The sequence below is a fragment of the Dictyobacter halimunensis genome, from assembly GCF_036245075.1.
In genome coordinates this window covers 1-21075 of sequence record NZ_BSRI01000001.1, presented here as the reverse complement: position 1 = coordinate 21075, position 21075 = coordinate 1, and the positions used below count along the sequence as shown (strand labels likewise).

The following is a 21075-nucleotide window of genomic DNA, read 5'->3' as shown; positions in this document are numbered from 1 at the left end:
TAGAGTTCTTGGAAAGAAGCTCTGCGTGTATGGTGGAGAGCGCGTGTCGTGGAGGAGGGAGGCCTCGAATGGAAGGCCCTGGGGGGCCCAGAGAGCAGGCACATGGAGCAGGAGGGGATGGGGGCAGGCGGGCGTGGGAGCGTTTTGCGATCATTCGTCCGCATCTTGAGGAAGGTGTGTGTCAAACGGAGATTGCCCGTGTGCATCAGCTCTCACTGCGGACGGTGCAGCGCTGGGTGCAGGCGTATCGAGAGGAAGGACTGTGGGGACTGGGAACGAAGACGCGTGCTGATGCCGGGCAGCGGCGGGGATTGCCCACGGAGTTGGTCTTGCTGATCGAGGGGCTGGCGTTGCAGGCGGTGCGGCGACCGCTGAGGAGTATGCATCGCCTGGTGTGCCAGGTGGCTCGTGAGCAGCACTGGAAGGAGCCGAGGTATGCCCAGGTTTCACGCATTGTTGGGAGTCTTCCCAAAGATCTGGTGACCCTGGGGCAAGCGGGAGCCGAGGGGTATCGAGAGCGCTTTGATGTGGTGTATCGGCGCGAGGGGCGGCGAGCCAATGCGATCTGGCAAGCCGATCACTGCCAATTGCGCTGCTATGTGCTCAATGCGCAAGGGCGAGCGCAGCTGCCGTTATTGAGCGCGATCGAGGATGATGATAGCCGCAGTATTTGTGGGTATCGATTGAGTTTTGAAGCCCCCTCGTCGTCCTTGACGGCTCTGACATTGCATCAGGCGATCAATCCGAAAGAAGATGGGCGTTGGCCGATGTATGGGATCCCGGAGTGTTTGTATACGGACCATGGCTCTGACTTCACGAGCAAGCATTTTGCGGTGATGAGCCAGCGGAGAAGCTCAGCGAGCATGGCAGGCGGCGTGAGGATAGAGCGGACTCCGGTGCAGGAAGGCATACATGCATACATGCAGATATGCGGATATGCGGATATGCGGATAGACATATCCAGAAGGGGTGGCGGGTGTGTTTTTCGTATAGCCTAGAGTGGTAGGAAGAGGCGCCATTGCCGATGGCTCAGCCGTTTTCGGCGTGTGGCTCGCGACCAGCGCGGAAGCCTTTGCTGGTGGCTTCGATGCGGCTCATGCTTTCTCGCGTATCTCCGTTTCGGGACGAACGTTCGGCGTTCGGATCCGTGCTGACGTTCTGGAGAAGAGAGACGGTTCTTGTGGCGTATAGTGCTGTCTGCTGCATCAAGCCGTGAAATCCTGCTGTTTGATGTGATAAAAGCTGGAGACCGCTCCGTGATCTGCTTTGTCGTTGAGAGAGGCCATCCCGATCTTCTCCATCCCGCGCTTTGCTACCAGGTGGTGTGGGAATGCGAATCCCATGCTGAGAGGAAAAGCGGCCTGCTGAAAGCCATAGGCGAGCATGGCCCGTCCGATTTCGGTGGCCTATCCTTTCCCCCAGTGCTTGGGGCTGCTGGTCCACGCAATTTCTGGGATATGCGTATCTTCAAGGAACGGGTTCAATCCGACACGACCGATCAGGCGATGGGTTGAGCGCAGAATGAGGGGACAAGGAAAGGTGCCTGATTCCCATCCGATGCGGTGGTCGAGAAGCCAGTGAAGGTGAGCTGTTGTTTTGTCTCTTGACCAAGGCTCTTCACCGGTGTAGAGATGAGTCTGGGGAGGTGACATCACCTGATACCCTGTGTCCAGGTCGCTTGGTTTCCACGTGCGAACGTAGAAACATTGGGATTGGAAGAGTATTTTCTCGTTCAAGAGAGGTGTCTCCTCACTGGTATCTCTTCAGGAGCGCTCTTTGGATAAAGCAGCAAAAACTGCTCTTTCTTCTGATACAATCTTTTTCCTCAAGAGTCTCATTCTCTCTGCCTGTTGGCTCGTGTTGTCGCTGGAGGTGTTGCGTACCTCCTACCTGAGAGAAGAGAGCGTGGAAAAAGAGCGTCGAGAAAGGAGGGGAAAGCGTCTATCTCGTGGTGCAAGCGATGGGCGCAGAGAGCCTTCTGAGGGAGATGCGGTATACATGCAAAGAGATGATGAATGCACATGGAGAAAAATGGAGCGGATGTTTTCTGGTGAGTGATGGTGAGAGGCGAGGAGGAGAGAGAGGGGAAGACGCTGGTTTTTCGTATAGTCGTGGTTTTTTTTATTGTCCAATCTCATGAGGGTGGTACACACAATCCCTGCGAACAGGGTATCGTGCAGACGGTAGCTCTCGCCGCTTCCGTTTCATGATGTGTTCCCCCTCCAAAGACACTCGATACTGGCAATGTCCGGAGATCCCCCTTCTGGTGGTGGGAGAGGGGTGTTTGATCTGTTGAGATATCTGGCGGCGTTGCTGGGAGCGATTGTACGAGAATGGGAGTAATCGGTGTTGAGGGAGAAGGGGCCCCGATAGGGGCCTGAGGGGTTACCAGCATAGAGGGGAGTCCGTTGTATTCATAGAGAAGCTGTAATAGAGGTGAAGTGAAAGAGGAGGGGTATGAGCCCAAGCAGTGGAGCCTTTCGGTGTATCTCGTGTCCGGAGGGGGTCACGAGCCGCTATCAGGTGGTGGTGGTGGATGGAAGGGGGACACCCCAGTATGCATTAACAGAGTTTGCTTTCCAGATGGATCGGATCCTTTCGGCGGGTGCTGCACGGACGTATGTGCGAGCCCTCTTGCCGTATTTTACCTCCCTGTGTGGAGAGGAGAGCGCGTGTTCCCCGGGAACGAGTCAAGAGAGTACCTGGAACCGTGAGCCGGAGGAGGTGCGCGAGTCGGTGCGTGCGTATGTGGTGGAGCGGTTGCGGTGTCAGGCGCGTCGCTTGCAGGGATATGAGGTGATCGGACTGGGGCCGGAGAGTGCGAGTACCGTGCGAGTGTTTCTGGCGGCGCTCAAGCACTTTTACCAGCTGGCCTGTCGTGCCGGGTGGTATGCCTATGCCAATCCCTTGACTGATACTGTGAGTGCGGTGCTCCATGAGGTGGAAGCGGCCGAGAATCGTGCGACCGGAAGGCGACCCCGGATGCCAGCGCTCAGTGGTCTGGAGCTACCGCGCAGGCGTTGCTGTTCGGAGAATTATTTTCGTGTGCAAGAGGAGCAGTGGGTGCCCCAGCCGATCGACGATCCAGGCTTACCGGCGCGACTGGCGCAGGGGATGCGAGCGTGCAGATGGGGACTGCGTGATCAGATTGTGGTGCGGCTGGCCTATGAGTCGGGTGCGCGGATTCGAGAAGTGCTCTGCTTGAGGGTGGGAGATTGGCGTGCGCGTGGGTGTTCACAGGAGGCGACGACCTGTAGCAAGGGGAGCCGAGGGCGACGTGTGAAGGTCATACGGTTTTCTGCGGAGACGGCCCGGATGCTGCGTGCGTATGTGAACACCGAGCGCTGCCGCTGGGATGGTCAGTGGCGGCGGTTGGAGCAGTTGGAGGATCAGGATCCGCTCTTTGTCTCACAGCGGGGCAAGCCCTATGATTATGAAGCCTTCAAGCCGCATTGGTACACGCTGTGTGCGAAGGTGGAGATTGATTTGAATATCCATGGATTGCGGCATTGGTATGTGACCCAGGCAATGCGGATGGTGAGTGAGAGTGCGCAGACGCCAGGCGAAGTGCAGCGTGGGAAGGAAGACCTGGTTCGGTATATGGGCTGGCGGAGTGCTCAAACGCTGGAGGCTTATGAACACTATTTTCAAGCGGAGCGGCATGCCAGGATCCAGGATCAGGTCTATCAGCGAGTCGCGATGGCAACGAGGGAAGCGATGCAGCGGTCTGAAGAGGGTATCGTGCCGAGAGCAAGGTTGCTGCCGGAGGATGGCGTGGTGCAGGATGGCTGGGCCATGTTGTTGGCCTTGGGAGGGGCGATGGGAAGAACGGGAGGAAGTGGTGATGCCACGACGACGAGGGAATCTTGAGCTTCTGCAGGCTGGGGCCTGGCGTGATCTGCTGGATGTGGTCGATGCACGTATTTTGCAGGCACCTGGTTTGGATTGGGACCGGGTCGATCGGCGGGCCATTCGGTATTTGAAGCTGTACGTGGCAGGGACGCCCTGGATCAATCCATTGGCGTTGATGGTGGGTGTCTTATTATTCTCGGCCCGCTTGAATGTCGCAACGGTGCTAAGCCGCCTCTATGGGATGCATGTGCGGTGGCAGGTGCTGTTTGCGCACTATCAGTTGCGGACCTTTGCTGATTGGGATCCCTGTGAACATTTGCCGCGGTATTTGCAGGATGAGGCGTGTGCGGATAGTCTGAAGACCAAACAAGACTTTTTACTGTGGTACCGCTCGTCCGCGGATCATGTGCATGACTATGTCCGAGCGTTGCCGGCGGATCTGCAAGAGATCTATCGTCAATGGGAATGCCCATTGTTGCCGCGTGGATTAGACCATCAGTTGGATCGCATGGCCGAGGTGCTTGAGGACCAACGTCATCGGCGCAAAGTCGAAACGGATGCGGTGACCCCACACTTTGCCAGGCTGCGTGGGAAGCGCATGTGCGCTGGAATCAACTCTTTCGGCTGCGAGCCAAAGTCAGAGAGGTAATCGCCTTGGTCACTACCGGGCAGGAGAGTTGTCCAGTGACGTTTTCCTATGAAGAAACCCATCCGCGTCAACGAGTCCATGTGCGGTTGTGGGATCGGCGCAGTTTTGTGTTGGCCCATGCGGAGCAGTATTGCCGTGAGACGGTGTGGGAGGCACGGCACCAGCTCCGCGGGTTTCGCCCGGGGCGCAACACCTCTTTTCTTGAAGTGGTGGGAACGGACGTGCTGGATGATCCTTCATCGGGCCTGCTGCCGGAGCAGTTTCTCTGGTTTGGAGATGTCCTGCGTTATGATTTGTTGGGTGAAGGACCGTGCTCAGGGACGCCAGCAGAGGTTGAGCGCAAGCAGGCGTATCTGCAGTCATGGGGCTATGAGATCGAGCCACGGTGCAAGCCATTTAGTTCTGGGATTGCGGGTTTGCTGGCCTGGCCGTTTGAGCACGCGAATTTTTTGCGCCAAGCACAAGCACGAGCACAGGGACCGTTGTTGTTGGTGGAGCCGCTCTTTGCCGCCGTAACCTTTGGTCTGGCCGCCCTTGATTTTTTTACCACGACTGGAGCGCGGATGAATGAGCTTTTGCAGGTGCGATTGACCCCCGACTGTTTATATACGATGGAGGTCGAAGGAACACAACGTCTCCTCGTGCGGTTGCTGCCCAAAGGGATGACGCGGCTTGCTGAGTATGTGGTGGGCCCAGAGACTCGTCGTCACTTTGAGCGTGTGGCCTTTCTGTTGCAAGAGCACTATGGTTTACCGCCGGGGCAATCTCTGCCTGCTGTGGCCTTTTGCAAGCATCACGGACGCGCGGCCCTGTTTCCAGAACAGCAACCCTATCTCTTTCAATATGGAGGGCAACACCTTTCCCCTTCGGCGATTACGGCGTGTCTGCGTTTTTTATGTCATGGGATGGTGTTTGAGACGGTGGAAGGGAAAGCTGTCGTGCTTAAAGCGCACTTATCTACGGCATGTGTTTGCGACCCATATCCATCATGTCGAACAGGTTCCCCTCGATATTGTGGCGGTGTTGTTGCATCAGAAGAATACACGTGTGACGGCGTATTATGCAGCTCCACCTCTGGAATCAGGTGATGGCGTCAGCGAATGCGGTTTTGGATCGTTTTGCCACGCATTTAGGGTCGTTGGATGAGGCGTTCCTGCGCGCCCCGGCGGAATTACAGCGTCAGTATGAAGAGGCGAAAGAGCGGGTGGGAACGCTGGCAAAAGTGCCTGGGGGTGATTGTACATGTCATGGGCAATGTCCCGTGTCATTTGCGTGTACGGGATGTGTCTTTAAAGTGCCTGACCCCAAGCGTCGAGAGGAGATCGAGGAACAGGAACAGTGGGCGCTGATCCGGCTTGAGCAGGTGAAGCTTCGTGGGCTTGGCCCGGAAGTGGTGAAGATGCAAGCCTTACTCCAGCGATGCCACATTGAGAAGGAAGAAATGCAGCTGATTGAAATGTATCAAAAGGATGAGCATTATGAAGCAACCCTCCGAATCGAATCCCACGTCTCGCCCATGGCTGAAAACCTACCATGAAGCCAGGAAGCAACAGACGATCGATATTGTCCGAGCGACGGTAGATCATTTAGTCCGTGAAGAACGCACCGTCACCATTGAGGCGATTTGTCATCTGAGTGTGGAGGTGGATCCGCAAGGGAAAGGGGTCAGAAAGGCGGGCATCTTGGGCAATGAAGCTGCCTATGCCTATTATCGAGAGCATAGCAGCTCCTACCGGAGGGCTCATCAACGAAACCATCGCTTCGAGAAAGAGAAGCAGAGAACGGTTTCCTCTGTCTCTATCGACCCAAACCGCGATATCAGTCGTGTGCGTTCTCGATATTTGTCGAGAACGAAGGCTGACCTGGTCGAGCGTCTTTTGACGGTGGAGCAGGCCTATGCAGAATGTCAACAGCAACTTGCTCGCCTTCAATTTGCGTTGGTTGATGTGCAGCATGAGGCAAACAAGCGATGAGCAAGACACAACAAGAGAGAGACCTGTGTGGGTCTCTCAAAAAAGCGTCCCTCTAAAGGAGAGCTGATCTGAGCCCAAAGAGCACGTGGGCGAAGAAGCGGCGGCATGGCGTTGTTCTTGTATGGCGGGAGAGGGATTGGTAAAGTATTCTTATAGCCATGTGATATGCTCTGAAGAACCAGGACCCCAAGGGGAGGTAGACCGTGGGGTCCTGTGGCAAGATGGTTGTCTCGTTGGATCCGCTTCATGTGTCAGCGAGGGCGCGAGCGGTGTCGCAGGAAGGCTCAACCGATTGGCCCGATGATGATGACCCCTGGAAGCTCTCACCTTTTAACCTGGCCACGAAGGGTGAACGTCACAACATGGCTGGCTGCCCATGCGTCTCGTCCCTCACGAAAGCAGCCGTTTGGTCGGTGTGTGGCCAGCTCTCCCGGGCATTGGCGTGAAAACGTACAAAGCTCTTGTTGGCGAAGATGGCATCTGGATGACGATGTGTCGCGAGCTCGAGGCCGTCTCACGTTTCTCTGGATGTGCCAGGTCCTGTGTGCAGCCGTCCAGGGCTCGATGGTGTGAGGGTGTGCTGAGGAGGAAGGCTGAAGGGAATGGGGGGATGCGTAAGTGAAAAGGATGCCCGACGTGATCTGTCCTGTGTCTGATCAGCCGTTGTCTGGACCGGGCCTGCGAGAGGAGAGCGGATTGGTTCTCCTCTCGCAGTGCCCTTGCGATCGTGTTTGATTGTGGTGTGTGTGTGCTCGCTCCCCTCCACCCAGGGCGTCAGATGATCCGGCGCCCTGGGTGGAGGCGTTCACACGGCATGCCTCGGTGTCGAGGCAAGAAATGGTGCGTCTCTCTCCTCCTGCACGTGTTTGTGTCATTCTCCACGGAGAAAGGTGCGTCAATCGGGTTTCTCTTCTAAACATAGCATAGATCGTACCATTTTACAAGAGGATGGAATACGGGAGCATGGTGAGTAGGCAAGAAAAAAGAGCAGCACCTGTTCTCTTTGGGGTGTCGGTGTTCCCCGCGCGTTGTCGCCCGTCTCACGTACGATGACGTCAGTCTCAGCGATGGTGTCATGGTGGTGTGCGAGGACGGTGCGAGGAAGCTCCTGGTGAGCGCGAGAACGCCGGGAGCGAGGAGGAGGGTGTGTGGCGGCGGGCCTGGTGCATGTCGCTTGCGCGGGCAAGAGCGTGAGGTTGATGGTATGGAGTTGCTGGGTGAGATGGTGCCCTCATCTTCCTTCCCCCTGGCAGCGTCTCTGAGAGCGTAGTATCTCCCTTCCTCTTTGTGGCGTTTTGCTCTTTGCGGAGGAAGAGCATGTTCCTACGTTACTACTTGACAGTAACGTAGGAACATTTTATACTGAGGGAGAAGAAGAGGATGCCATGATGGCGAAGAAGAGAGGAGAGAGGCAATGGCAGCGATGTTAGGATGGGTGCAGCGGCGTTGGAACGAGGTGTTGGAACCGATGGTGCGTCGTGCCACCGTGGAGCAGGAAGCGCAGTTGCGAGTTCTGTGGGAGCGCGAACTGGAGTGGTGGAAGACGCAGCGGGGGCTGGCTGGGGATTCCTTGCGCAAACCGATTACGCAGGTGCGGTCCTTGATCAAGGGCTGCCGGTGACGGAGCACAATAGCTGGGAGAATCCGCGCACGGGGGGAGCGTGAACATATCGGGCTGCGGGTGTTCAACCTGTCGGAGGGGGAGTGGGTGACGATGAACGCGCGCAACCAGGGCGTGACCCAGGAGCGGTTGATGCAGCAAGTCTTGCTCAAAGATCCAGACGGCCTGGTGGAGCGAGCCCTGTCGTTGCTCTTCTCACCGGCGTGGGCGGATCTGGTGGTGGGCATTGCGGTGTGTACGGGGCGTCGGCTGGCCGAAATCATGAAGACGGGGACATTTCTGGTGAAGGAACCGTACACCGTGTGGTTTGAGGACAGGTGAGAGGGGGCGGTCGTGAGTCGGAGCGCGATGAAATCCCGACCCTGGTGCGCGCCTTTCTGGCGGTCGAAGCGGTCAGCGGCTACGCGCCCTGGCGGATTGCCACGGGGCTGGAGATCGAGCAGGTGAGTCAGAAGTATGGCAGGCGGGGGTCAATGAGGCGGTGGACCGCCGCGCGGTGACCTGGAGGAGTTTGCGAGCGACGCGCGAGAAGGTGAGCGTCCATAACTTCCCGCGGCATGTATGCGCGTATTGCCACCTTCTGGTATGCCCCGCCCCCGTCGCTGACATCACGTACATGGCGCAGATCCAAGGCCATCGCTTTGGCTGGAGCCACGCGTGGAGCCAGGCACCTCGGCGGAGGATGGAGCAGATTCGGCACCACTATGCCAGCCATGCCAACTACGCCGATTATAAGATTGCCGACAAGGATGGCAACATTGATGGACGGCAAGGGGTGCGCTTAGGGCAGCCGGGCGTACCGTGCTCGATGCCTTCCGCCGTGAGTATGAGGTGTGGGTGACCAAGACGCATCCAGAGCAGGAGTCGCCCAGTGAGCACCGAAGAAACGTGCGCGCAAGAAAGCCACCACAGAGAATAAGACGGGCTATTCCGTGTTCCGGCCAACGATTCAGACCCGGGCCTGGGGTGACGATCTGCGCGAAGGGATGCGCCGCGAACTGGGCCATGAGATCAAGCGATGACGAATTGTTGCCCGAATCTTTGCCGTCTATGAACAGCAGGAGCATCACGGGGGGCAGATGCAGGGAGTGTCGTCCGCCAGGATGGCAAGCCAGTCTTCCCTGGAGCAGCTGGACCTGCCGGCGGAGCACGCTCTTGCAGGAGGGAATGGCGCTCACGGGGGCTGCGGATCTGCTCACGTATCTGCTGGCCGCCGGAGAGCGGGAGGCGCGCACCGTGCCAGCCAGGCGCGGCGCCATGACAGTGAACGCTATGCCGCCATGCCGACCTCGAAACTGGCAGGGATGAAGGTGCCAGAGGCGGGCACGGAACGTTATCGACGGGCCGTGTATACGCTGATGCAGTGGAATGAGGCGCACCGTCCGTTAGAGCAGTGGTACATCACCACGCTCTCGATTCAGAAGCTCGTCGGTGGCCGCAAAGAGGCGATCAATCGCATACCTGGAGGCGCACCGTGACGAGATTGAGGGGCATCACAACACATTGGGTATCAAACCATCGTACAATCGGAAGGCCGAACCGATTGACCAGATCATCACGATTGCCGAAGAGTCAACCGCCTTTCCCTGGGGAGAACCGCTGAGGATGAACAGGCGATAACCTCCTAATGTCGCAGTAACATCGGCTTGTAGTAGTGTAGTAGGCAGTAACATTATTCGTTACCGCCTACTATGCGGGAACATCCTTAATGTTACGCCGTAATAAGCAGTAACATTAAGGATGTTACGCTGTGCTGACAGATATATATGTGCCTTTGTCTCCCTGGGGGAGGGGCAAGCGGCATATCCAGGCCCAAATCGACCTCGTTTTTCGGAAAATTCTGTGTTTTTGTCCTCATTATTGAGGGAATAGACGGCTCCTTGGGTGACTATCCCCGCTCATTTTTACTACAATAACCGTAACATACCTATGTATCACTATTACTACCTAAATATATTGTAGTAACACTGCAATGTTCCCACAAAAAGATACACCACATATTATTACTTTCAGAAAGTAATAATATGTGGTGTATCTTTTTTGTGGGAACATTGCGAGTGTTACTACAATATATTTAGGTAGTAATAGTGATACATAGGTATGTTACGGTTATTGTAGTAAAAATGAGCGGGGATAGTCACCCAAGGAGCCGTCTATTCCCTCAATAATGAGGCAAAAACACAGAATTTTCCGAAAAACGAGGTCGATTTGGGCCTGGATATGCCGCTTGCCTCTCCCCCAGGGAGACAAAGGCACATATATATCTGTCAGCACAGCGTAACATCCTTAATGTTACTGCTTATTACGGCGTAACATTAAGGATGTTCCCGCATAGTAGGCGGTAACGAATAATGTTACTGCCTACTACACTACTACAAGCCGATGTTACTGCGACATTAGGGGGTTATCGCCTGTTCATCCTCAGCGGTTCTCCCCCAGGGAAAGGCGGTTGACTCTTCGGCAATCGTGATGATCTGGTCAATCGGTTCGGCCTTCCGATTGTACGATGGTTTGATACCCAATGTGTTGTGATGCCCCTCAATCTCATCACGGTGCGCCTCCAGGTATGCATTGATCGCCTCTTTGCGGCCACCGACGAGCTTCTGAATCGAGAGCGTGGTAATGTACCACTGCTCTAACGGACGGTGCGCCTCATTCCACTGCATCAGCGTATACACGGCCCGTCGATAACGTTCCGTGCCCGCCTCTGGCACCTTCATCCCTGCCAGTTTCGAGGTCGGCATGGCGGCATAGCGTTCACTGTCATGGCGCCGCGCCTGGCTGCGCACGGTGCGCGCCTCCCGCTCTCCGGCGGCCAGCAGATACGTGAGCAGATCCGCAGCCCCCGTGAGCGCCATTCCTTCCTGCAAGAGCGTGCGCGTCTCCGCCGGCAGGTCCAGCTGCTCCAGGGAAAGACTTGGCTTGCCATCCTGGCGGACGACACTCCCCTGCATCTGCCCCCCGTGATGCTCCTGCTGTTCATAGACGGCAAAGATTCGGCGCAACAATTCGTCATCCTTGATCTCATGGCCCAGTTCGCGGCGCATCCCTTCGCGCAGATCGTCACCCCAGGCCCGGGTCTGAATCGTTGGCCGGAACACGGAATAGCCCGTCTTATTCTCTGTGGTGGCTTTCTTGCGCGCACGTTTCTTCGGTGCCTCACTGGGCGACTCCTGCTCTGGATGCGTCTTGGTCACCCACACCTCATACTCACGGCGGAAGACATCGAGCACGGTGACGCCCGGCTGCCCTAAGCGCACCCCTTGCCGTCCATCAATGTTGCCATCCTTGTCGGCAATCTTATAATCGGCGTAGTTGGCATGGCTGGCATAGTGGTGCCGAATCTGCTCCACCTCCTCCGCCGAGGTGCCTGGCTCCACGCGTGGCTCCAGCACAAAGCGATGGCCCTGGATCTGCGCCATGTACGTGATGTCAGCGACGGGGGGCGGGGCATACCAGAAGGTGGCAATACGCGCATACATGCCGCGGAAGTTATGGACGCTCACCTTCTCGCGCGTCGCTCGCACCAACTCCTCCAGGTCACCATAGTGGCGGTCCACCGCCTCATTGACCCCCTTGCCATACTTCTGACTCACCTGCTCGATCTCCAGCCCCGTACAATCCACCAGGGCGCGTAGCCGCTGGACCGCTTCGACCACCAGAAAGGCGCGCACCAGGGTCGGGATTTCATAGCGCTCCGACTCACGACCGCGCCCTTTCACCTGTCCCTCAAACCACACGGTGTACGGTTCCTTCACCAGAAATGTCCCCGTCTTCATGATTTCGGCCAGCCGACGCCCCGTACACACCGCAATGCCCACCACCAGATCCGCCCACGCCGGTGAGAAGAGCAACGACAGGGCTCGCTCCACCAGGCCGTCTGGATCTTTGAGCAAGACTTGCTGCATCAACCGCTCCTGGGTCACGCCCTGGTTGCGCGCGTTCATCGTCACCCATTCCCCCTCCGACAGGTTGAACACCCGCAGCCCGATATGTTCACGCTCCCCCGTGCGCGGATTCTCCCAGCTATTGTGCTCCGTCACCGGCAGCCCTTTGATCAAGGACCGCACCTGCGTAATCGGTTTGCGCAAGGAATCCCCAGCCAGCCCCCGCTGCGTCTTCCACCACTCCAGTTCGCGCTCCCACAGAACTCGCAACTGCGCTTCCTGCTCCACGGTGGCACGACGCACCATCGGTTCCAACACCTCGTTCCAACGCCGCTGCACCCATCCTAACATCGCTGCCATTGCCTCTCTCCTCCTTCTTCGCCATCATGGCATCCTCTTCTTCTCTCCTCAGTATAAAATGTTCCTACGTTACTGTCAAGTAGTAACGTAGGAACATGCTCTTCCTCCGCAAGAGCAAAACGCCACAAAGAGGAAGGGAGATACTACGCTCTCAGAGACGCTGCCAGGGGGAAGGAAGATGAGGGCACCATCTCACCCAGCAACTCCATACCATCAACCTCACGCTCTTGCCCGCGCAAGCGACATGCACCAGGCCCGCCGCCACACACCCTCCTCCTCGCTCCCGGCGTTCTCGCGCTCACCAGGAGCTTCCTCGCACCGTCCTCTCGCACACCACCATGACACCATCGCTGAGACTGACGTCATCGTACGTGAGACGGGCGACAACGCGCGGGGAACACCGACACCCCAAAGAGAACAGGTGCTGCTCTTTTTTCTTGCCTACTCACCATGCTCCCGTATTCCATCCTCTTGTAAAATGGTACGATCTATGCTATGTTTAGAAGAGAAACCCGATTGACGCACCTTTCTCCGTGGAGAATGACACAAACACGTGCAGGAGGAGAGAGACGCACCATTTCTTGCCTCGACACCGAGGCATGCCGTGTGAACGCCTCCACCCAGGGCGCCGGATCATCTGACGCCCTGGGTGGAGGGGAACGAGACACACACACACCACAATCAAACACGATCGCAGGGCACTGCGAGAGGAGAACCAATCCGCTCTCCTCTCGCAGGCCCGGTCCAGACAACGGCTGATCAGACACAGGACAGATCACGTCGGGCATCCTTTTTCACTTACGCATCCCCCCATTCCCTTCAGCCTTCCTCCTCAGCACACCCTCACACCATCGAGCCCTGGACGGCTGCACACAGGACCTGGCACATCCAGAGAAACGTGAGACGGCCTCGAGCTCGCGACACATCGTCATCCAGATGCCATCTTCGCCAACAAGAGCTTTGTACGTTTTCACGCCAATGCCCGGGAGAGCTGGCCACACACCGACCAAACGGCTGCTTTCGTGAGGGACGAGACGCATGGGCAGCCAGCCATGTTGTGACGTTCACCCTTCGTGGCCAGGTTAAAAGGTGAGAGCTTCCAGGGGTCATCATCATCGGGCCAATCGGTTGAGCCTTCCTGCGACACCGCTCGCGCCCTCGCTGACACATGAAGCGGATCCAACGAGACAACCATCTTGCCACAGGACCCCACGGTCTACCTCCCCTTGGGGTCCTGGTTCTTCAGAGCATATCACATGGCTATAAGAATACTTTACCAATCCTCTCCCGCCATACAAGAACAACGCCATGCCGCCGCTTCTTCGCCCACGTGCTCTTTGGGCTCAGATCAGCTCTCCTTTAGAGGGACGCTTTTTTGAGAGACCCACACAGGTCTCTCTCTTGTTGTGTCTTGCTCATCGCTTGTTTGCCTCATGCTGCACATCAACCAACGCAAATTGAAGGCGAGCAAGTTGCTGTTGACATTCTGCATAGGCCTGCTCCACCGTCAAAAGACGCTCGACCAGGTCAGCCTTCGTTCTCGACAAATATCGAGAACGCACACGACTGATATCGCGGTTTGGGTCGATAGAGACAGAGGAAACCGTTCTCTGCTTCTCTTTCTCGAAGCGATGGTTTCGTTGATGAGCCCTCCGGTAGGAGCTGCTATGCTCTCGATAATAGGCATAGGCAGCTTCATTGCCCAAGATGCCCGCCTTTCTGACCCCTTTCCCTTGCGGATCCACCTCCACACTCAGATGACAAATCGCCTCAATGGTGACGGTGCGTTCTTCACGGACTAAATGATCTACCGTCGCTCGGACAATATCGATCGTCTGTTGCTTCCTGGCTTCATGGTAGGTTTTCAGCCATGGGCGAGACGTGGGATTCGATTCGGAGGGTTGCTTCATAATGCTCATCCTTTTGATACATTTCAATCAGCTGCATTTCTTCCTTCTCAATGTGGCATCGCTGGAGTAAGGCTTGCATCTTCACCACTTCCGGGCCAAGCCCACGAAGCTTCACCTGCTCAAGCCGGATCAGCGCCCACTGTTCCTGTTCCTCGATCTCCTCTCGACGCTTGGGGTCAGGCACTTTAAAGACACATCCCGTACACGCAAATGACACGGGACATTGCCCATGACATGTACAATCACCCCCAGGCACTTTTGCCAGCGTTCCCACCCGCTCTTTCGCCTCTTCATACTGACGCTGTAATTCCGCCGGGGCGCGCAGGAACGCCTCATCCAACGACCCTAAATGCGTGGCAAAACGATCCAAAACCGCATTCGCTGACGCCATCACCTGATTCCAGGGTGGAGCTGCATAATACGCCGTCACACGTGTATTCTTCTGATGCAACAACACCGCCACAATATCGAGGGGAACCTGTTCGACATGATGGATATGGGTCGCAAACACATGCCGTAATAAGTGCGCTTTAAGCACGACAGCTTTCCCTTCCACCGTCTCAAACACCATCCCATGACATAAAAAACGCAGACACGCCGTAATCGCCGAAGGGGAAAGGTGTTGCCCTCCATATTGAAAGAGATAGGGTTGCTGTTCTGGAAACAGGGCCGCGCGTCCGTGATGCTTGCAAAAGGCCACAGCAGGCAGAGATTGCCCCGGCGGTAAACCATAGTGCTCTTGCAACAGAAAGGCCACACGCTCAAAGTGACGACGAGTCTCTGGGCCCACCACATACTCAGCAAGCCGCGTCATCCCTTTGGGCAGCAACCGCACGAGGAGACGTTGTGTTCCTTCGACCTCCATCGTATATAAACAGTCGGGGGTCAATCGCACCTGCAAAAGCTCATTCATCCGCGCTCCAGTCGTGGTAAAAAAATCAAGGGCGGCCAGACCAAAGGTTACGGCGGCAAAGAGCGGCTCCACCAACAACAACGGTCCCTGTGCTCGTGCTTGTGCTTGGCGCAAAAAATTCGCGTGCTCAAACGGCCAGGCCAGCAAACCCGCAATCCCAGAACTAAATGGCTTGCACCGTGGCTCGATCTCATAGCCCCATGACTGCAGATACGCCTGCTTGCGCTCAACCTCTGCTGGCGTCCCTGAGCACGGTCCTTCACCCAACAAATCATAACGCAGGACATCTCCAAACCAGAGAAACTGCTCCGGCAGCAGGCCCGATGAAGGATCATCCAGCACGTCCGTTCCCACCACTTCAAGAAAAGAGGTGTTGCGCCCCGGGCGAAACCCGCGGAGCTGGTGCCGTGCCTCCCACACCGTCTCACGGCAATACTGCTCCGCATGGGCCAACACAAAACTGCGCCGATCCCACAACCGCACATGGACTCGTTGACGCGGATGGGTTTCTTCATAGGAAAACGTCACTGGACAACTCTCCTGCCCGGTAGTGACCAAGGCGATTACCTCTCTGACTTTGGCTCGCAGCCGAAAGAGTTGATTCCAGCGCACATGCGCTTCCCCACGCAGCCTGGCAAAGTGTGGGGTCACCGCATCCGTTTCGACTTTGCGCCGATGACGTTGGTCCTCAAGCACCTCGGCCATGCGATCCAACTGATGGTCTAATCCACGCGGCAACAATGGGCATTCCCATTGACGATAGATCTCTTGCAGATCCGCCGGCAACGCTCGGACATAGTCATGCACATGATCCGCGGACGAGCGGTACCACAGTAAAAAGTCTTGTTTGGTCTTCAGACTATCCGCACACGCCTCATCCTGCAAATACCGCGGCAAATGTTCACAGGGATCCCAATCAGCAAAGGTCCGCAACTGATAGTGCGCAAACAGCACCTGCCACCGCACATGCATCCCATAGAGGCGGCTTAGCACCGTTGCGACATTCAAGCGGGCCGAGAATAATAAGACACCCACCATCAACGCCAATGGATTGATCCAGGGCGTCCCTGCCACGTACAGCTTCAAATACCGAATGGCCCGCCGATCGACCCGGTCCCAATCCAAACCAGGTGCCTGCAAAATACGTGCATCGACCACATCCAGCAGATCACGCCAGGCCCCAGCCTGCAGAAGCTCAAGATTCCCTCGTCGTCGTGGCATCACCACTTCCTCCCGTTCTTCCCATCGCCCCTCCCAAGGCCAACAACATGGCCCAGCCATCCTGCACCACGCCATCCTCCGGCAGCAACCTTGCTCTCGGCACGATACCCTCTTCAGACCGCTGCATCGCTTCCCTCGTTGCCATCGCGACTCGCTGATAGACCTGATCCTGGATCCTGGCATGCCGCTCCGCTTGAAAATAGTGTTCATAAGCCTCCAGCGTTTGAGCACTCCGCCAGCCCATATACCGAACCAGGTCTTCCTTCCCACGCTGCACTTCGCCTGGCGTCTGCGCACTCTCACTCACCATCCGCATTGCCTGGGTCACATACCAATGCCGCAATCCATGGATATTCAAATCAATCTCCACCTTCGCACACAGCGTGTACCAATGCGGCTTGAAGGCTTCATAATCATAGGGCTTGCCCCGCTGTGAGACAAAGAGCGGATCCTGATCCTCCAACTGCTCCAACCGCCGCCACTGACCATCCCAGCGGCAGCGCTCGGTGTTCACATACGCACGCAGCATCCGGGCCGTCTCCGCAGAAAACCGTATGACCTTCACACGTCGCCCTCGGCTCCCCTTGCTACAGGTCGTCGCCTCCTGTGAACACCCACGCGCACGCCAATCTCCCACCCTCAAGCAGAGCACTTCTCGAATCCGCGCACCCGACTCATAGGCCAGCCGCACCACAATCTGATCACGCAGTCCCCATCTGCACGCTCGCATCCCCTGCGCCAGTCGCGCCGGTAAGCCTGGATCGTCGATCGGCTGGGGCACCCACTGCTCCTCTTGCACACGAAAATAATTCTCCGAACAGCAACGCCTGCGCGGTAGCTCCAGACCACTGAGCGCTGGCATCCGGGGTCGCCTTCCGGTCGCACGATTCTCGGCCGCTTCCACCTCATGGAGCACCGCACTCACAGTATCAGTCAAGGGATTGGCATAGGCATACCACCCGGCACGACAGGCCAGCTGGTAAAAGTGCTTGAGCGCCGCCAGAAACACTCGCACGGTACTCGCACTCTCCGGCCCCAGTCCGATCACCTCATATCCCTGCAAGCGACGCGCCTGACACCGCAACCGCTCCACCACATACGCACGCACCGACTCGCGCACCTCCTCCGGCTCACGGTTCCAGGTACTCTCTTGACTCGTTCCCGGGGAACACGCGCTCTCCTCTCCACACAGGGAGGTAAAATACGGCAAGAGGGCTCGCACATACGTCCGTGCAGCACCCGCCGAAAGGATCCGATCCATCTGGAAAGCAAACTCTGTTAATGCATACTGGGGTGTCCCCCTTCCATCCACCACCACCACCTGATAGCGGCTCGTGACCCCCTCCGGACACGAGATACACCGAAAGGCTCCACTGCTTGGGCTCATACCCCTCCTCTTTCACTTCACCTCTATTACAGCTTCTCTATGAATACAACGGACTCCCCTCTATGCTGGTAACCCCTCAGGCCCCTATCGGGGCCCCTTCTCCCTCAACACCGATTACTCCCATTCTCGTACAATCGCTCCCAGCAACGCCGCCAGATATCTCAACAGATCAAACACCCCTCTCCCACCACCAGAAGGGGGATCTCCGGACATTGCCAGTATCGAGTGTCTTTGGAGGGGGAACACATCATGAAACGGAAGCGGCGAGAGCTACCGTCTGCACGATACCCTGTTCGCAGGGATTGTGTGTACCACCCTCATGAGATTGGACAATAAAAAAAACCACGACTATACGAAAAACCAGCGTCTTCCCCTCTCTCTCCTCCTCGCCTCTCACCATCACTCACCAGAAAACATCCGCTCCATTTTTCTCCATGTGCATTCATCATCTCTTTGCATGTATACCGCATCTCCCTCAGAAGGCTCTCTGCGCCCATCGCTTGCACCACGAGATAGACGCTTTCCCCTCCTTTCTCGACGCTCTTTTTCCACGCTCTCTTCTCTCAGGTAGGAGGTACGCAACACCTCCAGCGACAACACGAGCCAACAGGCAGAGAGAATGAGACTCTTGAGGAAAAAGATTGTATCAGAAGAAAGAGCAGTTTTTGCTGCTTTATCCAAAGAGCGCTCCTGAAGAGATACCAGTGAGGAGACACCTCTCTTGAACGAGAAAATACTCTTCCAATCCCAATGTTTCTACGTTCGCACGTGGAAACCAAGCGACCTGGACACAGGGTATCAGGTGATGTCACCTCCCCAGACTCATCTCTACACCGGTGAAGAGCCTTGGTCAAGAGACAAAACAACAGCTCACCTTCACTGGCTTCTCGACCACCGCATCGGATGGGAATCAGGCACCTTTCCTTGTCCCCTCATTCTGCGCTCAACCCATCGCCTGATCGGTCGTGTCGGATTGAACCCGTTCCTTGAAGATACGCATATCCCAGAAATTGCGTGGACCAGCAGCCCCAAGCACTGGGGGAAAGGATAGGCCACCGAAATCGGACGGGCCATGCTCGCCTATGGCTTTCAGCAGGCCGCTTTTCCTCTCAGCATGGGATTCGCATTCCCACACCACCTGGTAGCAAAGCGCGGGATGGAGAAGATCGGGATGGCCTCTCTCAACGACAAAGCAGATCACGGAGCGGTCTCCAGCTTTTATCACATCAAACAGCAGGATTTCACGGCTTGATGCAGCAGACAGCACTATACGCCACAAGAACCGTCTCTCTTCTCCAGAACGTCAGCACGGATCCGAACGCCGAACGTTCGTCCCGAAACGGAGATACGCGAGAAAGCATGAGCCGCATCGAAGCCACCAGCAAAGGCTTCCGCGCTGGTCGCGAGCCACACGCCGAAAACGGCTGAGCCATCGGCAATGGCGCCTCTTCCTACCACTCTAGGCTATACGAAAAACACACCCGCCACCCCTTCTGGATATGTCTATCCGCATATCCGCATATCCGCATATCTGCATGTATGCATGTATGCCTTCCTGCACCGGAGTCCGCTCTATCCTCACGCCGCCTGCCATGCTCGCTGAGCTTCTCCGCTGGCTCATCACCGCAAAATGCTTGCTCGTGAAGTCAGAGCCATGGTCCGTATACAAACACTCCGGGATCCCATACATCGGCCAACGCCCATCTTCTTTCGGATTGATCGCCTGATGCAATGTCAGAGCCGTCAAGGACGACGAGGGGGCTTCAAAACTCAATCGATACCCACAAATACTGCGGCTATCATCATCCTCGATCGCGCTCAATAACGGCAGCTGCGCTCGCCCTTGCGCATTGAGCACATAGCAGCGCAATTGGCAGTGATCGGCTTGCCAGATCGCATTGGCTCGCCGCCCCTCGCGCCGATACACCACATCAAAGCGCTCTCGATACCCCCTCGGCTCCCGCTTGCCCCAGGGTCACCAGATCTTTGGGAAGACTCCCAACAATGCGTGAAACCTGGGCATACCTCGGCTCCTTCCAGTGCTGCTCACGAGCCACCTGGCACACCAGGCGATGCATACTCCTCAGCGGTCGCCGCACCGCCTGCAACGCCAGCCCCTCGATCAGCAAGACCAACTCCGTGGGCAATCCCCGCCGCTGCCCGGCATCAGCACGCGTCTTCGTTCCCAGTCCCCACAGTCCTTCCTCTCGATACGCCTGCACCCAGCGCTGCACCGTCCGCAGTGAGAGCTGATGCACACGGGCAATCTCCGTTTGACACACACCTTCCTCAAGATGCGGACGAATGATCGCAAAACGCTCCCACGCCCGCCTGCCCCCATCCCCTCCTGCTCCATGTGCCTGCTCTCTGGGCCCCCCAGGGCCTTCCATTCGAGGCCTCCCTCCTCCACGACACGCGCTCTCCACCATACACGCAGAGCTTCTTTCCAAGAACTCTAGGCAATACCACAGAAAGTGTCTATTAAAAGGATATTAAACATGGAAATACACAAATTATCATAAAAAGGGATATATATTATCCAAGATGTAGATCGAGATCATCCCCTGCTCTCCCCAGCTCTCAGCTGCCCAGACGCGGTCTGCACACGTGCGCCACGCACCGACAGAGCCCAGCACATACTGGCAGAGAAAGGAAGACAGCGATGGAAAAACACCCATGCGAGGAGCATCACGGCGCCACGAAACACTCGACTCCTCCACAACGGAACACCTGCAGCAGAGAAAGCACGCACGCAAGCAGACCAACAAAGCCTCGTCACTACGCGCAGCAAAGGGCGGTCTTTTTTGCACACTCTTTGGCGCAACAGCCAGTGTTCTTTCGGGGGGCAAGAACCACCGGGAAGAGCTTGCAAAGGCACACGAGCAGCAACGAGAGGAGGCATGGATCAGCGTTTCCTACGACACCCAATTCGTCTCACCATGCGTCATGTATTTCGTCAATTTACAGCCAGGGGGAAGGAAGGTGAGGCCACCATCTCACCCAGCAGCTCCATACCATCAACCCTCACGCTCTTACCCGCGCAAGCAACATACACCAGGCCCGCCGCCACATACCCTCCTCCTCGCTCTCGGCGTTCTCGCGCTCACCAGGAGCTTCCTCGCACCGTCCTCTCACACACCACCATGACACCATCGCTGAGACGGACGTCATCTGACATGAGACGGGCGACACCTTCGGGAAAAACCGACACCCCGAAGAGAACAGGTGCTGCTCTTTTTTCTTGCCTACTCACCATGCTCTCGTATTCCATCCTCTTGTAAAATGGTACGATCTATGCTATG

At 56.7% G+C, this 21075-nt stretch carries 23 protein-coding genes; 14 read left to right on the top strand and 9 right to left on the bottom strand.

Going from position 1 to position 21075, the window contains the following annotated elements; translation table 11 throughout:
• Nucleotides 1-68 precede the first annotated feature (68 nt).
• The gene (locus AABA21_RS00105; RefSeq protein WP_338246603.1) at nucleotides 69-998 is read left to right on the top strand and encodes a helix-turn-helix domain-containing protein; all 930 of its coding nucleotides are present in this window, start codon (nucleotides 69-71) and stop codon (nucleotides 996-998) included.
• 180 nt (nucleotides 999-1178) lie between these two features.
• Nucleotides 1179-1514: a hypothetical protein gene (locus AABA21_RS00100; protein ID WP_338246572.1), complete on the top strand. Its 336-nt coding sequence runs from the start codon at nucleotides 1179-1181 to the stop codon at nucleotides 1512-1514.
• On the opposite strand, the gene AABA21_RS39160 is transcribed toward AABA21_RS00100, so the two are convergent.
• Nucleotides 1407-1652: a GNAT family N-acetyltransferase gene (locus AABA21_RS39160; protein ID WP_420917118.1), complete on the bottom strand. Its 246-nt coding sequence runs from the start codon at nucleotides 1650-1652 to the stop codon at nucleotides 1407-1409. The genes AABA21_RS00100 and AABA21_RS39160 overlap by 108 nt on opposite strands.
• A 124-nt stretch (nucleotides 1653-1776) precedes the next feature.
• Here AABA21_RS39160 and AABA21_RS00095 point away from each other — a divergent pair, with 124 nt between their 5' ends.
• The 11 genes from AABA21_RS00095 (at nucleotide 1777) to AABA21_RS00045 (ending at nucleotide 9573) form a co-directional block, all read left to right on the top strand.
• A complete protein-coding gene (locus AABA21_RS00095; RefSeq protein WP_338246574.1) occupies nucleotides 1777-2058 on the top strand; it encodes a hypothetical protein in 282 nt (93 codons plus the stop codon).
• A gap of 399 nt (nucleotides 2059-2457) precedes the next feature.
• Nucleotides 2458-3870 (top strand): tyrosine-type recombinase/integrase, encoded by a 1413-nt coding sequence (locus AABA21_RS00090; protein ID WP_338246575.1) that lies wholly within the window; start codon nucleotides 2458-2460, stop codon nucleotides 3868-3870.
• The gene (locus AABA21_RS00085; RefSeq protein ID WP_338246601.1) at nucleotides 3845-4501 is read left to right on the top strand and encodes a hypothetical protein; all 657 of its coding nucleotides are present in this window, start codon (nucleotides 3845-3847) and stop codon (nucleotides 4499-4501) included. The genes AABA21_RS00090 and AABA21_RS00085 overlap by 26 nt, the downstream gene beginning before the upstream one ends.
• Nucleotides 4502-4536: 35 nt before the next feature.
• A complete protein-coding gene (locus AABA21_RS00080; RefSeq protein ID WP_338246598.1) occupies nucleotides 4537-5589 on the top strand; it encodes a hypothetical protein in 1053 nt (350 codons plus the stop codon).
• A complete protein-coding gene (locus tag AABA21_RS00075; RefSeq protein WP_338246596.1) occupies nucleotides 5589-6038 on the top strand; it encodes a hypothetical protein in 450 nt (149 codons plus the stop codon). The genes AABA21_RS00080 and AABA21_RS00075 overlap by 1 nt, the downstream gene beginning before the upstream one ends.
• A complete protein-coding gene (locus tag AABA21_RS00070; RefSeq protein WP_338246578.1) occupies nucleotides 5980-6474 on the top strand; it encodes a hypothetical protein in 495 nt (164 codons plus the stop codon). Before AABA21_RS00075 ends, AABA21_RS00070 begins: the two co-directional genes overlap by 59 nt.
• A gap of 1414 nt (nucleotides 6475-7888) precedes the next feature.
• Nucleotides 7889-8095, top strand: a complete 207-nt coding sequence (locus AABA21_RS00065) for a hypothetical protein (protein WP_338246594.1) — start codon at nucleotides 7889-7891, stop codon at nucleotides 8093-8095.
• Nucleotides 8096-8227: 132 nt separating this feature from the next.
• Nucleotides 8228-8416, top strand: a complete 189-nt coding sequence (locus AABA21_RS00060; protein ID WP_338246590.1) for a protelomerase family protein — start codon at nucleotides 8228-8230, stop codon at nucleotides 8414-8416.
• Nucleotides 8413-8595 carry a hypothetical protein gene (locus AABA21_RS00055; RefSeq protein WP_338246588.1) on the top strand — a complete coding sequence of 61 codons (183 nt, stop codon included), beginning with the start codon at nucleotides 8413-8415 and terminating at the stop codon, nucleotides 8593-8595. Before AABA21_RS00060 ends, AABA21_RS00055 begins: the two co-directional genes overlap by 4 nt.
• A 116-nt stretch (nucleotides 8596-8711) precedes the next feature.
• Nucleotides 8712-8936, top strand: a complete 225-nt coding sequence (locus AABA21_RS00050; RefSeq protein WP_338246587.1) for a hypothetical protein — start codon at nucleotides 8712-8714, stop codon at nucleotides 8934-8936.
• A gap of 262 nt (nucleotides 8937-9198) precedes the next feature.
• Complete coding sequence (locus AABA21_RS00045; RefSeq protein WP_338246584.1) at nucleotides 9199-9573, top strand: hypothetical protein; 375 nt, start codon at nucleotides 9199-9201, stop codon at nucleotides 9571-9573.
• Between the two features lie 15 nt (nucleotides 9574-9588).
• Here the strand turns inward: AABA21_RS00045 and AABA21_RS00040 are convergent, their stop codons facing one another.
• The 6 genes from AABA21_RS00040 to AABA21_RS00015 form a co-directional block, all read right to left on the bottom strand.
• The gene (locus AABA21_RS00040; protein WP_338246582.1) at nucleotides 9589-9768 is read right to left on the bottom strand and encodes a hypothetical protein; all 180 of its coding nucleotides are present in this window, start codon (nucleotides 9766-9768) and stop codon (nucleotides 9589-9591) included.
• 723 nt (nucleotides 9769-10491) lie between these two features.
• On the bottom strand, nucleotides 10492-12342 hold the full coding sequence (locus AABA21_RS00035; RefSeq protein WP_338246580.1) for a protelomerase family protein: 1851 nt from the start codon (nucleotides 12340-12342) through the stop codon (nucleotides 10492-10494).
• 1415 nt (nucleotides 12343-13757) lie between these two features.
• Entirely contained in the window at nucleotides 13758-14252 is a 495-nt protein-coding gene (locus tag AABA21_RS00030) for a hypothetical protein (protein WP_338246578.1), read from the bottom strand.
• Nucleotides 14194-16386 (bottom strand): hypothetical protein, encoded by a 2193-nt coding sequence (locus tag AABA21_RS00025; protein WP_338246576.1) that lies wholly within the window; start codon nucleotides 16384-16386, stop codon nucleotides 14194-14196. Before AABA21_RS00025 ends, AABA21_RS00030 begins: the two co-directional genes overlap by 59 nt.
• Entirely contained in the window at nucleotides 16361-17773 is a 1413-nt protein-coding gene (locus tag AABA21_RS00020; RefSeq protein ID WP_338246575.1) for a tyrosine-type recombinase/integrase, read from the bottom strand. The genes AABA21_RS00025 and AABA21_RS00020 overlap by 26 nt, the downstream gene beginning before the upstream one ends.
• A gap of 399 nt (nucleotides 17774-18172) precedes the next feature.
• Nucleotides 18173-18454 carry a hypothetical protein gene (locus AABA21_RS00015; RefSeq protein ID WP_338246574.1) on the bottom strand — a complete coding sequence of 94 codons (282 nt, stop codon included), beginning with the start codon at nucleotides 18452-18454 and terminating at the stop codon, nucleotides 18173-18175.
• A gap of 124 nt (nucleotides 18455-18578) precedes the next feature.
• Between AABA21_RS00015 and AABA21_RS39155 the strand changes: the two genes are divergently transcribed.
• On the top strand, nucleotides 18579-18824 hold the full coding sequence (locus AABA21_RS39155; RefSeq protein WP_420917118.1) for a GNAT family N-acetyltransferase: 246 nt from the start codon (nucleotides 18579-18581) through the stop codon (nucleotides 18822-18824).
• Here the strand turns inward: AABA21_RS39155 and AABA21_RS00010 are convergent.
• Nucleotides 18717-19052 carry a hypothetical protein gene (locus tag AABA21_RS00010; RefSeq protein WP_338246572.1) on the bottom strand — a complete coding sequence of 112 codons (336 nt, stop codon included), beginning with the start codon at nucleotides 19050-19052 and terminating at the stop codon, nucleotides 18717-18719. The two genes, AABA21_RS39155 and AABA21_RS00010, sit on opposite strands and share 108 nt — an antisense overlap.
• 652 nt (nucleotides 19053-19704) lie before the next feature.
• Nucleotides 19705-20163: a helix-turn-helix domain-containing protein gene (locus AABA21_RS00005; RefSeq protein ID WP_338246571.1), complete on the bottom strand. Its 459-nt coding sequence runs from the start codon at nucleotides 20161-20163 to the stop codon at nucleotides 19705-19707.
• Nucleotides 20164-21075 lie beyond the last annotated feature (912 nt).

What these genes read in the sequence shown, in the direction of transcription:
- AABA21_RS00065 (WP_338246594.1), top strand. Translation starts at nt 7,889, where the DNA reads ATGGCAGCGATGTTAGGATGGGTGCAGCGGCGTTGGAACGAGGTGTTG.
- AABA21_RS39160 (WP_420917118.1), bottom strand. Translation starts at nt 1,652, where the DNA reads ATGTCACCTCCCCAGACTCATCTCTACACCGGTGAAGAGCCTTGGTCA.
- AABA21_RS00025 (WP_338246576.1), bottom strand. Translation starts at nt 16,386, where the DNA reads ATGCCACGACGACGAGGGAATCTTGAGCTTCTGCAGGCTGGGGCCTGG.
- AABA21_RS00050 (WP_338246587.1), top strand. Translation starts at nt 8,712, where the DNA reads ATGGCGCAGATCCAAGGCCATCGCTTTGGCTGGAGCCACGCGTGGAGC.
- AABA21_RS00045 (WP_338246584.1), top strand. Translation starts at nt 9,199, where the DNA reads ATGGCAAGCCAGTCTTCCCTGGAGCAGCTGGACCTGCCGGCGGAGCAC.
- AABA21_RS00085 (WP_338246601.1), top strand. Translation starts at nt 3,845, where the DNA reads ATGCCACGACGACGAGGGAATCTTGAGCTTCTGCAGGCTGGGGCCTGG.
- AABA21_RS00020 (WP_338246575.1), bottom strand. Translation starts at nt 17,773, where the DNA reads ATGAGCCCAAGCAGTGGAGCCTTTCGGTGTATCTCGTGTCCGGAGGGG.
- AABA21_RS39155 (WP_420917118.1), top strand. Translation starts at nt 18,579, where the DNA reads ATGTCACCTCCCCAGACTCATCTCTACACCGGTGAAGAGCCTTGGTCA.
- AABA21_RS00040 (WP_338246582.1), bottom strand. Translation starts at nt 9,768, where the DNA reads ATGTTACTGCCTACTACACTACTACAAGCCGATGTTACTGCGACATTA.
- AABA21_RS00075 (WP_338246596.1), top strand. Translation starts at nt 5,589, where the DNA reads ATGGCGTCAGCGAATGCGGTTTTGGATCGTTTTGCCACGCATTTAGGG.
- AABA21_RS00090 (WP_338246575.1), top strand. Translation starts at nt 2,458, where the DNA reads ATGAGCCCAAGCAGTGGAGCCTTTCGGTGTATCTCGTGTCCGGAGGGG.
- AABA21_RS00060 (WP_338246590.1), top strand. Translation starts at nt 8,228, where the DNA reads ATGCAGCAAGTCTTGCTCAAAGATCCAGACGGCCTGGTGGAGCGAGCC.
- AABA21_RS00105 (WP_338246603.1), top strand. Translation starts at nt 69, where the DNA reads ATGGAAGGCCCTGGGGGGCCCAGAGAGCAGGCACATGGAGCAGGAGGG.
- AABA21_RS00005 (WP_338246571.1), bottom strand. Translation starts at nt 20,163, where the DNA reads ATGGAAGGCCCTGGGGGGCCCAGAGAGCAGGCACATGGAGCAGGAGGG.
- AABA21_RS00035 (WP_338246580.1), bottom strand. Translation starts at nt 12,342, where the DNA reads ATGGCAGCGATGTTAGGATGGGTGCAGCGGCGTTGGAACGAGGTGTTG.
- AABA21_RS00030 (WP_338246578.1), bottom strand. Translation starts at nt 14,252, where the DNA reads ATGAAGCAACCCTCCGAATCGAATCCCACGTCTCGCCCATGGCTGAAA.
- AABA21_RS00070 (WP_338246578.1), top strand. Translation starts at nt 5,980, where the DNA reads ATGAAGCAACCCTCCGAATCGAATCCCACGTCTCGCCCATGGCTGAAA.